This is a genomic window from Pseudomonas sp. 31-12 (genome assembly GCF_003151075.1).
In the GTDB taxonomy this organism is placed as follows: Bacteria; Pseudomonadota; Gammaproteobacteria; order Pseudomonadales; family Pseudomonadaceae; genus Aquipseudomonas.
In genome coordinates this window covers 3,768,918-3,780,855 of sequence record NZ_CP029482.1, presented here as the reverse complement: position 1 = coordinate 3,780,855, position 11,938 = coordinate 3,768,918, and the positions used below count along the sequence as shown (strand labels likewise).

Here is an 11,938-nt window from a genome sequence, read left to right as displayed (position 1 = left end):
GAGCGTATTAGCCCCCTTGGTTATCGCACGCTGCGAATTTGCGGTATTCAAGAACCTTCTGATTACCGGTGGAATCAAGGTAGGTCATGCGAGCATCGACGATGCCACAGTTTCCGTCGTCGTTATCTACAATGGAGATCACTTTCTTGATGTCCAGGTGCGCAGCCTGTTCCGTTGGCTGCGACGCTTCTTGCGGATTGGCATGAGCCGCGAACGCCGCTAGGTTCAAAGCCGAGAGAGCAATGGCGGCAGTGAGTTTGTACCAATTCACGATTATTTCTCCGGGTAGCAATGGGGTCTGTGTGAGACAAGTCGTCTTGCCTCTATGGAACCCATTAAACCGGCCTGAGGTATCTGCGCTGTGTCGTAAAGTTGCTCGGATTGACGTGAAACGTATCAAATCGGGCGTTGGATACAGTGGGGTACAAATCGTTGATTGGTGAGGCTTGTTAGTTTCCCGCTGCTGAGAGTGTTCTATGCACAAACATAATCGCTACGCTCGAAGCCTGAGGGTAGACCACATTAAACCTCTGTATGGCGCTCTGCGCAGCGGTTTGTGGCGATCAAAAAACTTAGACGACGCATATCGCCTAGGAGCGCGGGGTTCGCGAAGATACACCCAGCGTGCATCGGTTTTCGGGTAGGACTTACGTTGGCGCATGGCGATCCTTGCGTTAAGGGCAATTGCGTCCGCTTAAAAATACGCGGACACAATCGCCCTTATCGGCCGGGTGAGGAAGGTGTGTTCCCCGGCCCCTTACCATGGAAGGCATGGATGGGCATGAAGTATGCCGTCGACTCAAGGCTGACTCTGCAACCCAGGGCATCCCCATCATCTTCATTACCGCACAGCAGCAGGAGTCAGATGAGGTGCTAGGTCTGGAGCTTGGCACGGTGGACCTCATCAGCAAACCCATCAATACCACCATTGTCAGAGCACGGGTACGAACACATCTAACCTTGAAACTACAGAGCGATCTGCTGCGTTCCATGGCATTGATGGATGGTCTTACTGGGGTGGCCAATCGACGCAAATTTAATGAGGACATATTGGCGGATTGGCGTCTGTGCTTTCGAGAGCAAAAGCCGCTATCGCTCATTTTGGTGGATGTCGACTATTTCAAGCGCTACAACGACCGGTACGGACACCAGGCTGGAGATGACTGCTTGAGATCCGTTGCCCAAACGTTATCTGAAACGGTTAGACGGCCCTACGACCTAGTCGCTCGGTATGGTGGCGAAGAGTTCGCCTGCGTTTTGCCCAATACAGTTCTTTCTGATGCGGTCGAGATTGCAGAAAGAATGCAAGAGCGTGTTCGGACATTGGGCATCTCCACGTGAGCCTTCCAGCATCATCTTTTGACATGCAATTCAGCTGTTGTGCGTGATCAGTACGCGATGTCGTGCGACAGCAATCCGAATAATCCCTTGAGCGAATCTACAAAGCGGCGAGGTAGAAATGTCTGACCACCCGACTATCAAGACGATCCTGACAGGCAAGGCAGTGCCCTATACACGAAGAGGATCGTTGAGCGGAATTTTGAAGTCGCCCTGTCATCAGGTCGCCGTGACCGAAATGGGTTTGGTCGGAGACGAGCAGGGTGATCCACGCGTTCATGGCGGGCCGGAGAAAGCGATTCATCATTACCCCTTCGACCACTACTCCGCATGGGTCCGAGAGCTTGGGCCGATTGCCCTATTGCAAGCCCCTGGAGCATTTGGTAAGAACCTCAGCACGCTGGGATGGACCGAAGAGACGGTTTGTCTCGGAGACTGCTTTAAGGTGGGTACTGTCACTTTACAAATTTCCCAGGGACGAATGCCCTGTTGGAAACTCAACGACCGTTTGGCTGTGAAGGATATGTCCTTGCGTGTCCAGCGGTCCGGCCGGACGGGCTGGTATTACCGAGTGCTGGAAGGGGGAACTATTGTCACTGGTGATCGAATCGCACTGGTAGAGCGCCGCTATCCAGCCTGGACCGTCGCACGTGTCGCCTCAGTGCTGTTTAGCTCCGGGTTCAGTAAAGAGCAGATTGAAGAATGTCTCGGTTTGCCGCTAACTGCCTCTTGGCGACGAACCCTTGAAAAGCGGCTGGAAAAAAGCCAGATCGAAGATTGGAACCCAAGGCTGGAAGGTCCTAAGGCATAGGCCGTATTCCACGTTGCGCCAATGCTCGTCCATTACTTGACGGATTTCCGTGTCAGTGACGTGTTCATCATGAGAGACGCGCTCCTCGCAATTTGCCGTTTTTACGTAGCTCGCGTGTTGGTATTTCCGGATCATCCGCTCGTTCACAAGATACGAATGGTGCCAAACGGCTGAGTGCTGCCAGCAGTTACCGGACTAAAAAATGCTGGCGAAACTGATGCGAAAGCCCCGCGTGCACTGAGCGAATCATTTAATTCGAGGGGCGAAGCATGCGACGTTTATCGTGTTTGATCATGTGCTCAGCGGTGAGCTTGCCTTTGATGGCACATGAGCCGGGGGGCATCAATAGCGCCAAAAGCCAAGTAGATGCTGCGTTTGATCTGGTCCACACGCATATTTATCGTGAAGGCAATAACCTTGTCTTTCAGCAAGTAGTCGCCGGAACAGCAGGCAGCAGCACGCCGAAATCCACCGGAAAATTCGCTGGCTCGGATGTTTACAGTTATGTCTGGCCAACTAGTCTGGGCAGCGACGCCGTGGGGTTCGAAGCCAAGTCCGGGATCCTCGCTCTGGCACTGACGTCGCACCCTGACTTCGACGATACCCCCCAGCTGGATGAGAACAACGACGGCAAAAAAGACAATGATGGTGGCTTGTGGCATTCCCATTGGGTGGTGCTGACCAAAGAAGCCAGTTGTGGGCCCAGCGGTCTGAAAGTCCGCGATATTCCCAAGGGAATGAAGCCGAAGATGCCGGCGACTTGGCCTGGCGTTCCGCTGTACATCGACTCTCCAGGTTATGGCCTCAATGTCGGCAAGGACACAGTGACAATCCAAGTGCCCTTGGCAGCTGTTGGATTTCCCGAGAACTTCAAATACGACGGTGTGACGGCAGGGCTTAAGGTTAACGCCGACCTGCACGACCCACTGCTGTGTGTGAGTTCGGTATGGGATGTCGCATCGGGTGATCTTTCTTTACCGGGTACATGGAATGCCAAGGAAAAGCCCTGAGGCCTAAAGGCTCCAATAACGCCATTCCTGGAGGTCTCATGAGCGCTGCCAATTATTCTCGCAAGAGCACCGGCTTGTTATTGGTTGATCCTTATAACGACTTCCTCAGCGAGGGAGGAAAGCTGTCGGGATTAGCCAAAACAATCGCTGATTCGGTCGACACGCTAAACAATCTTTGCAAAGTTGTCACGGCAGTTCGAAGTGCGGGGCTGCCTGTTTTTTATGTTCCTCATCATCGTTCCACGCCGCAGGATTTCCAGGGATGGAAGCACCCTAGCCCTTATCAATTGGGCGCAGGCAAGGCCCAGGTTTTTGCCGCCGGTAGTTGGGGAGGGGAGTGGCATCCTGATTTTTTACCGCAACCGAATGATGTGGTCATTCAGGAACATTGGGGCGGTAGCGGCTTTGCCAACACAGATCTTGATTTCCAGCTCAAACAACACGGCATCGACACAGTCATCATCGTCGGCATGCTGGCCAACACCTGTATCGAGACGACCGGAAAATTTGCGGCTGAGTTGGGTTATCACGTGACGCTTGTGAAGGACGCCACAGCAGCGTTTTCCAAAGAGGCCATGAATGCGGCGCATGAGATCAATGGACCGACATACGCGCATGCCATCGTTACCACTAGCGATCTGGTCGAATTGCTTCGTTAGTGCCCTGAGAGGTCAACCTGATGAACGATAAAAACCTGACCCACGCCACCGGCGCGCCGGTCGTCGACAACCTCAATATCCAGACTGCTGGGCCACGCGGGCCTGCGCTGTTGCAAGATATTTGGCTGCTGGAAAAGCTGGCGCATTTCGACAGGGAGGTTATTCCGGAGCGGCGCATGCATGCCAAGGGTGCCGGTGCCTACGGAACCTTCACCGTCACCGCCGATATCAGCCATTTCAGCAAAGCCAGTCTGTTTGCCGAGGTCGGCAAGCAGACGCCGGCATTCGTGCGTTTTTCCACTGTGGCGGGGGAGCGCGGCGCCGCCGATGCCGAACGCGACATTCGCGGCTTTGCGGTGAAGCTGTATACCGACGAAGGTAACTGGGACATCGTTGGCAATAACACCCCTGTGTTCTTCTTCCGAGAAGCGGCCGAGGTAGTGGGCAGCGATCGCGAGAGCCACTTGCGTGATCTCTATGAATGCATTGAGAGCGGCGAATTTCCACGCTGGAAACTGTGCATACAAACTATGACTGAGGAACAGGCTCGTACGCATCGTCACAACCCCTTCGACTTGACCAAAGTGTGGCCACATGGCGAATTTCCGCTTGAAGAGGTAGGAGTACTGGAGCTAAACCGGAACGCGGAAAACCATTTTGCCGAGGTTGAACAAGCGGCATTTTCGCCCGCTAACGTTGTGCCTGGCGTGAGTTTTTCGCCAGACAAAATGCTTCAGGCACGCCTGTTTTCATATGGTGATGCACAGCGCTATCGGCTGGGCGTGAACTTCAACCATATCCCGGTCAACGCACCACGGTGTCCATTCCACAGTTACCACCGCGATGGTGCAATGCGCACTGATGGCAACCTCGGTTCAACGTTGTCCTATTTTCCCAATAGTTTTGGCGAATGGCAGGATCACAGGCAACTCCACGAGCCGGCGCTGGCCCTGGACGGCGATGCGGCCCATTGGGATCAGAGTGTGGTCGAAGATCATTACGAGCAGCCCGGTAATCTCTTTCGACTAATGACGCCGCTTCAGCAACAACTGTTGTTCCAGAATACGGCACGGGCTATGGGTGACGCTCCGGTGATGATCAAGCACCGCCATATCGTCAATTGCTCGAAGGCCGATCCTGCATACGGTGATGGAGTGGCGCAAGCACTTGGTCTGAGTCTCGTAGCGCAAGAATTGGAAAATGCGAAGTAAGTCTAAGGGCGTCCGGCCAACTTGAAGGGACAAGCCCGGCAGGCCACCCCATTTCTGTAATACGCGATTGGGAGAAAAATCATGGGCAGTACTGATTCGAACAAGAAAGCACTCGTGGTCGTTGATATCCAAAACGATTATTTTCCAGGTGGCAGATGGGCTCTTTCGCACGTCGAGGACGCGGCCGCCCAGGCGGCGCGAGTGATTGATCGCTTTCGTGAGCGCGGCGATTTGGTGGTGCATATTCGTCACGAATTCAAGGACGATAACGCGCCCTTTTTCCGCCCCGGCAGTGAGGGTGCGCAGATACACGACAGCGCAAAAAATCGCGAAGACGAGCCCGTGGTGCTCAAACACTTCATCAATTCGTTCCGTGAGACCGAACTGAAAGCCATACTAGATCAGCACGGGGTCAACGAAGTGGTGGTCGTCGGTAATATGAGCCACATGTGCGTGGACGGTATGACCCGCGCGGCGATCGACTTCGGCTACACCACCACCGTACTGCACGACGCCTGTGCCACGCTCGACCTGGAGTTCAATGGGGTCAAGGTGCCGGCCGCGCATGTGCATGCCGCGTTTATGGCTGCACTGAGTTTCGGTTACGCGCCGGTCATATCCACCAGCGAATATCTGAGCCGTTGATCCATTGCACCGGGCAGGCGGATGGACGGCCATAGTCGTCCATCCGCCTGCCATTTCGTGGTCTATGCTGATCACCTGGACCGATCTGGCACGGAGGCTGCCTTCTACTGTTCGGGACAGGTGAGGTGTGGCGATGCAGCTGATTTGCTCGGAATTCGACGAATTCGAAGAGGCATTGTACGGGGTTCAGGGCCGCTATGTGCTGCGCACGCGGCAGCAACGGGACTGGCAACTTAACGTCGTCGATTTGAACGGCGTGGCCCTGATGAGCGGGCGCGAGGGCGCAGGCACGGTGTACACGGGTATCGGCCTGCCCGGCTACTTCAACATTTTCCTGCCGCTGACGGGGCATGAGTCCACCCTGGTCGACGGCCATCCGTTCAATCGCCGACGCATCGGCTGGATGGTGCCCAATGCCATGTTCCACATCAACGCAAAAAGCCCGGCCAGTTGGCTAACGGTGGCGATGTCCTGCGAGTTGGTGCTGCGCTGGGCATCGGTGCGTGAGGATGAGTTTGACTTTTGCGTATTGCATCGCAACCTGGTCAGCAATGCCCAGCGTAATCTCGGTCCGTTGCTATGGCTGGCACGTCGTCTGTTCCAGATCGAGGCCCAAACCCCCGAAATACTGCACAACGAGTCGGCTGAGGAGGCCGCACGGCGGGAGGTGATGGATGTGGTCTTCCGCATGCTGCTGCCCGTAGACCCGCTTCACGCCGCACCACGGCACCATCGCGATCACAAAGAGATACTCAAGCGAGCATTGGAATTGCTGGATACGCTGGAGATCCAGTCCGTTTACACTGAAGACCTCTGTCAGGCCACCTGTGCCTCGGAGCGCACTGTACGCAATGTGTTCAACGAATACTTGGGCATGAGCCCGCATCGGTATCTGATGATTCGCCGCTTGCATGGGATTCGCGACGCCATCCGCCACGCCGGACCCGAGGATACGATTACCACTATCTGTGCGCGCTTCGGCGTCTGGGACTTTGGCCGGTTCGCCAGTCTGTATCGCCAGTATTTTGGAGTGCTGCCGGCGCAATCGCTAAAGACCGCGAAGGAGTTGACGTCTGCACGAACCTAGGGCTCAAAGCAGCGTCCTGATGAGCGTTTGACGGGGGTACTCTCCGAAGATCCGGTGGTAATCAGAATCCATACGTCCGGCGTCTGAGAAGCCGAATCGACATGCAATCTGACTAACAGACCCCGTATTCGGATTGGCGATCGACAGCGCTACTCGGACCAAATGAAGTCGGCGGATATGCAAGTAACGATTGGGACCGACGCCGAACACTTCCTTGAAAATCGATCGCAATGTACGTTCGCTGATACCGGCACAGCGACGCAGGTCGGATAAGCTAATCGCGTGATCATCGTTGTGTTGCAGCAACTCCAACACTTTATCGATATTGGCTTGGCGCTTCGCCTGTTGCCAGCCCATGCGCGCGGCTGACGGCGCGGGATGTGGATTCAAAAGTGTGCCTAGGTGCTTTTCCATTTCCACCTCCTAGCCAGCTCAGTCAAGTGGAACGAGTTGTTCAAGACTCTCCCCATCTCCAGATACGCACTACGTAAAACAGGCAAACTTAGGAACTTTTCCACATGGGGAATTTTTTGCTCTGCAAACATTGGAAATCCTACATCTGCCGAATCTACGTAGTTATGACTTTTTTGATTTACGCATGCTGTAGTCGTTTGGAGCTTTTATACTAATTTGCTGGTTGTTCGAGTCGTCGTGATGGGAGTGTCAGACGTGAGCACTAGCCACTCCATTGTCATGGTGTTTATCTTGCCTCTGTAGCCGGCGAGGATGCCGGCAGCGGCGCAGCATGACGTAGTGAACTGATAGGTGAAGCCAATTGCGGGTATGCTTGGAAGTGTTTGCAACTCGAAGTTTCGTGAAAGTCGGAAATGCATATATGTTTTTGACAAAAACAACGCCTGTCACCTTTTTCCTTTTAAAATTTTCTAAAAAGACCATTTATAGTATTAGAAAAACGCATTAGTGCTCTCCATCGTCGTGTCAAGACCAATGGTTGCAACACTTGCATCGACTTGCTTGGTTGAGAGAAGATCTGAGCAAGTTTCTACTGTATCACGATGGCTCCTGATGACAGACGCTCCTATATACAATGTCTCGTACTCGCAGCTTGGTTAACCTAAAGGCGTGCAGTTTGCTGTCGATTACCGAGTTGATGAGAGCCAGATCTCGTTTCTATTCCGCAATTTGGGAGCTGACGTGGTTTTCAGTCATCTCTAATTGAGCGGGGAGGGGCCTTCTGTCTACAAGCTCCCTTGCTCCAAGGCTGATCCCGATATGAGGCAATTGTGTGCTTGTCCTCGGGTTGAGGGAGGACAAGGCTGGACAATTTAGACTGCCGTGTGGTCACAGACCGCATCTCGCATGTCTGTCAGAAGGGCATAATTCGTATTACCGAGACGAGCGGCAGAAGTTTCAACGCAAGGTGTAGCCGCCATCTACTACCCAGTCCTGTCCAAACACACTTCGTGCGCCTTGGCTCAGCTGGAAAAGGATGACATCCGCTACGGCACCCGGCTCCAAAAATTCGCCAGCCAATAGGCGTTGCTTTACCGTGCTGGCGACAGCGCCAAGTGCTTCGTCATCGAGACCAAGGGTGTTCCAGATCGGCGTCGCCGTCGGCCCTGGAGAAACCATGTTAAGGCGTACGCCCTGGGGAGCGAGTTCGACCGCCAGTGTGCGCACTTGCGCCCTTAGTGCAGCCTTGGAAGCAATGTAGGCGGCCAGACCAGGAAAAGTGCTTTGTTGCAAAAATGTTCCAATAAACACTACTGAGGCCTTGTCCGCCAGTTGGCTGCGCAGGCTGCTCAATGTACAGAGCGCGGCCGCGCCATTGACTGCCCACTGCCGATCGAAAGCCGATATGTCCAGCCCATCAGCCAGTTGTGCGATACCAGCATTGGGTACCAGAAAATGCACTGGGCCGATTTCCGCTGCGCATTGTGCAAGCCTGACTTGATCGTCCGCGAGGGTTACATCGCCGTCCAGTAGAAACAAGTTGTCTTCGAACTGCTCAATCAATGCGCTGAGACCGCCGGTATTACGAGCCATCGCCAGAACCTTTGCGCCGTTTTCAAGCAGGCGGTGGGTAACGGCCAGCCCAATACCGGAACTGGCTCCAGTCACTACTGCGAGACGGTTTTCGAATTCATTAATCATTGGATCTCTCCTTGGGTTTGCGAAATAAGGGAAGATGACCTCATCAGAAAGCGTGCCAATTAAAATAATAAGGAAAATCAGATATTTGGGCAGATTGCTGTCATTGTGACTGCATTATGAATGTAGTCAGAATGACCGCAGCTGTGTCGTTTTGACCTAATTGGCGCTAAATGCTCGCCAAGATAGGTCGTCCCCTGCAATCGAGCTAGGCCGCAGTCTGGAGCGAACGGCATCATCAAGTTTGTTGACCTTGATGGACAGTCTGGCCACGTTAATCGCCAACTGGCGACCCGCTTCAGCGGTGGGGAGGATCAAGCCTCCGCCCGGTATAAGTTATATAGTGCTCTATTTATAATCCTCATTAGAAGACATACGGTGCGAATTTATCTGGTTGAGCTTGGTTTATTGCTTGGCTTTGTCTGGTAAATGCTAAAATTTAACAGGTGGGAAACAATTAAGAGTAGGCGTTTTGAAAGAGTTAGACATCAGGCGGCTTTTTGATTGCGTCTGCATGATGAGAGCGTTTAGGCGACATCAATTGAACCGTCAAAATAAAACGTGCTGGCACGAGTGACAGCAAACCTAGCATTCCAAGCACTGCAATTAGGGTGACTCCTCCAATCACCTGAAGCAGATCAGAAAATAGCGCAAGACCCAGCGCAAGTAAAAATAGAAAAATTCCCAGCCATTGTAGGGCTAGGGCCCAGCGAAATAGAGGCGAGCGACGGATCTGCTCCAAGTGCCTGTTTGAATCGTTAACTTCATTCATACGTCACACTCTAAATGCAGCGGAAGAAAAATCAGAAACCTGATCAGGCGCACAATTTATTTATCTGTCGCGTCACTAAGCAAACTAGTTGTTCATGCTCGCAACTTTTCCGCTGAGTTCCGTTTTTGCCAAAAAACGGTTCGTCGATAAATTACCGCTTGAGCGATTGTACCAACTTTCTGTTAAATCAGATTGGTTGGTCATGCGTTATCTATACTTGTTCGAGTCACATACAGAATGCACCGCAACTTTTGTTGTAACTGCCCAAATGTTACCTTTTCCTTTTTTTGCTTGGGAGCCGAAAACTTGAAAGTGGCTTGCCCGCGAAGGATCCTCGATGGGTGCCTCGGGACATACCTCCTTTCTGATCTATACGTTACTCCAGCGCGGAGGCAGGGCCGAAAAACTCGTAACGGCTTTGCTTCTCAGGCACACCCAGCGCCTTAAGATGACGCTTGACCGCTGCCATGAAGCCTTTCGGCCCAAGGAAGTAAACGTCCACGTCACGCTCAGCTGGCAGCCACTCCTCCAGTTGCTCCAGGCTCAATTGGCCAATCTTGTGCGCGGCCGGGCTGACGCCATCATCTTCGGCATAGCAGTAGAAGTGGTTGAGTTGTGGATGACGCTCAGCCAGCCCGTCGATGAAGTCGCGGAACGCGTGGACCACACCGTTACGGGCACAGTGGATGAAGTGCACTGGGCGCTCGGTTTCCAGGGCAGCTTCAAGCATCGCCAAAGTCGGGGTGATGCCGACGCCGCCGCTGATCAGCACCAATGGCTTGTCGCTATGTGTCAGAGTGAATTCCCCCGACGGTGGGAAAAGCAGAATGCTCGAACCAACATGCAACTCATCGTGCAGATGGTTAGAGGCGCGACCACCGGGTTCCCGCTTAACGCTGATACGGTACTGGCCTTTGTTCGCGAGGGCCGACAGCGAGTAGTTACGGCGAATTTCTTCTCGATCGAGGATCAGTTTCATGCCGATGTATTGGCCTGGCTCTGCTGCCAGAATCGGGCTTTTGTCTGCCGGTTCAAAATAGAACGATGTGATTTCCGCGCTTTCCTTTACCTTGGCCGACACGATAAATTCTCTCGCTCCGCGCCAGCCGCCAGGTGCCTGTTCTTTCTGGTCGTAGATGCTGGTTTCGGCACCGATCAGGATTTCCGCCAGTTGACCGTAAGCCGCACCCCACGCAGCGATGACTTCTGGGGTGGCGATTTCCTTGCCCAGCACTTCCCCGATGGCGCGTAGCAGGCAGTTACCGACGATCGGGTAGTGTTCCGGCAGGATTTGCAGAGCAACGTGTTTGTTGATGATCTTGGTCACCAAGTCGCCCAACTGGTCGAGCTGGTCGATGTGTCGCGCATACATCAGTACGCCATTGGCAAGAGCGCGCGGCTGGTCGCCGGAAGCTTGGTGCGCCTGGTTGAATAGCGGGCGCACTTCCGGGTACTCGGACAACATCATGCGGTAGAAGTGAGTTATCAGGGCTTCACCGTCCTTTTCCAGAAGAGGAACAGTAGATTTCACGATGGCACGGTCTTGAGCGCTAAGCATAAGGGAACTCCTGAACGACTAGGGCATACAATGGTTGTCTACATATATCAGTTTTAGTGTCAGAGATATAATGCATCTGAACTTATGTTTAGTTGAAATTACCCAAGTCGAGTGCGTGGTTATTTGTACTTGTGGTAGACATTATGATCGTCGATTTTCTCTTAAGTCTCATAGTTTGCGTATGGGAGTACGTGCGCATTTATAAAATTTTTGGTTCGCTTAAAATCGATCGGCGGTCTGCCAAGTTATTGGTTTTTTTCACGCTCAACCCATAATCAAGTTGGGTATTTGGACCCGTCAACAAGACAATTGATTGTTTAAATTGTCCTCACCAATTCTCGATTAGCAGAAAGGCCGTACCGATTGCTTATTGCAGACTTTTCTACATTGTAGGGGTGGAGCGGAGAAGCGATTCCTCGTTACACCCTCGACCAATACTCTGCATAGACTAGCACTACGCGTGCCAGGTGCAGTCGACGGGTGTGCAGGAAGCGATTTTGTCCGACGCCAAAACACTTCCTGATCTATCGAGCGCAATGTATGTTCGCCCTTCCGGCCTGATGGCATAACTCGGGCTGGCGAATCGGTTAGTCGTCGTAGCGTTTCATTACTCCATCACCCTCTCCATTCTTGGCTTACGCTTCACTTGCTGCCAGGTGGACGCGCCGTTGACGGCACCGTGTTTGTAATCAAGATCATTGCCTGGGGCTTTCCACTCAACCTGCGATCAAACTG

At 53.1% G+C, this 11,938-nt stretch carries 13 protein-coding genes; 7 read left to right on the top strand and 6 right to left on the bottom strand.

Going from position 1 to position 11,938, the window contains the following annotated elements:
• Nucleotides 1-7 precede the first annotated feature (7 nt).
• The gene (locus tag DJ564_RS32835) at nt 8-142 is read right to left on the bottom strand and encodes a DUF2790 domain-containing protein (RefSeq protein ID WP_371922081.1); all 135 of its coding nucleotides are present in this window, start codon (nt 140-142) and stop codon (nt 8-10) included.
• Nucleotides 143-762: 620 nt separating this feature from the next.
• Between DJ564_RS32835 and DJ564_RS17780 the strand changes: the two genes are divergently transcribed.
• The 7 genes from DJ564_RS17780 (at nt 763) to DJ564_RS17750 (ending at nt 6,761) form a co-directional block, all read left to right on the top strand.
• The gene (locus tag DJ564_RS17780; RefSeq protein WP_256597426.1) at nt 763-1,341 is read left to right on the top strand and encodes a diguanylate cyclase; all 579 of its coding nucleotides are present in this window, start codon (nt 763-765) and stop codon (nt 1,339-1,341) included.
• A gap of 118 nt (nt 1,342-1,459) precedes the next feature.
• Nucleotides 1,460-2,149 carry an MOSC domain-containing protein gene (locus DJ564_RS17775; RefSeq protein ID WP_109631981.1) on the top strand — a complete coding sequence of 230 codons (690 nt, stop codon included), beginning with the start codon at nt 1,460-1,462 and terminating at the stop codon, nt 2,147-2,149.
• Between the two features lie 269 nt (nt 2,150-2,418).
• Entirely contained in the window at nt 2,419-3,159 is a 741-nt protein-coding gene (locus DJ564_RS17770) for a hypothetical protein (protein WP_109631979.1), read from the top strand.
• A 38-nt stretch (nt 3,160-3,197) separates the two neighbouring features.
• Nucleotides 3,198-3,818, top strand: coding sequence for an isochorismatase family cysteine hydrolase (locus DJ564_RS17765; RefSeq protein WP_109631977.1), 621 nt, complete (start codon nt 3,198-3,200; stop codon nt 3,816-3,818).
• A 20-nt stretch (nt 3,819-3,838) separates the two neighbouring features.
• Nucleotides 3,839-5,029, top strand: a complete 1,191-nt coding sequence (locus DJ564_RS17760; protein ID WP_109631975.1) for a catalase — start codon at nt 3,839-3,841, stop codon at nt 5,027-5,029.
• 81 nt (nt 5,030-5,110) lie between these two features.
• Complete coding sequence (locus tag DJ564_RS17755; protein WP_109631974.1) at nt 5,111-5,674, top strand: cysteine hydrolase family protein; 564 nt, start codon at nt 5,111-5,113, stop codon at nt 5,672-5,674.
• Between the two features lie 133 nt (nt 5,675-5,807).
• Nucleotides 5,808-6,761: a helix-turn-helix domain-containing protein gene (locus tag DJ564_RS17750; RefSeq protein WP_109631972.1), complete on the top strand. Its 954-nt coding sequence runs from the start codon at nt 5,808-5,810 to the stop codon at nt 6,759-6,761.
• A gap of 3 nt (nt 6,762-6,764) precedes the next feature.
• Here DJ564_RS17750 and DJ564_RS17745 read toward each other — a convergent pair whose 3' ends face one another.
• The 5 genes from DJ564_RS17745 to hmpA form a co-directional block, all read right to left on the bottom strand.
• Complete coding sequence (locus DJ564_RS17745) at nt 6,765-7,175, bottom strand: helix-turn-helix transcriptional regulator (RefSeq protein ID WP_109631970.1); 411 nt, start codon at nt 7,173-7,175, stop codon at nt 6,765-6,767.
• 957 nt (nt 7,176-8,132) lie between these two features.
• The gene (locus DJ564_RS17740) at nt 8,133-8,876 is read right to left on the bottom strand and encodes an SDR family NAD(P)-dependent oxidoreductase (RefSeq protein ID WP_109631968.1); all 744 of its coding nucleotides are present in this window, start codon (nt 8,874-8,876) and stop codon (nt 8,133-8,135) included.
• A 156-nt stretch (nt 8,877-9,032) separates the two neighbouring features.
• The gene (locus DJ564_RS32830) at nt 9,033-9,191 is read right to left on the bottom strand and encodes a hexameric tyrosine-coordinated heme protein (RefSeq protein ID WP_218277757.1); all 159 of its coding nucleotides are present in this window, start codon (nt 9,189-9,191) and stop codon (nt 9,033-9,035) included.
• Between the two features lie 163 nt (nt 9,192-9,354).
• On the bottom strand, nt 9,355-9,645 hold the full coding sequence (locus DJ564_RS32040; protein WP_162556215.1) for a hypothetical protein: 291 nt from the start codon (nt 9,643-9,645) through the stop codon (nt 9,355-9,357).
• Between the two features lie 376 nt (nt 9,646-10,021).
• Nucleotides 10,022-11,203 carry an NO-inducible flavohemoprotein gene (gene hmpA, locus DJ564_RS17730; RefSeq protein ID WP_109631964.1) on the bottom strand — a complete coding sequence of 394 codons (1,182 nt, stop codon included), beginning with the start codon at nt 11,201-11,203 and terminating at the stop codon, nt 10,022-10,024.
• Between the last annotated feature and the right edge of the window lie 735 nt (nt 11,204-11,938).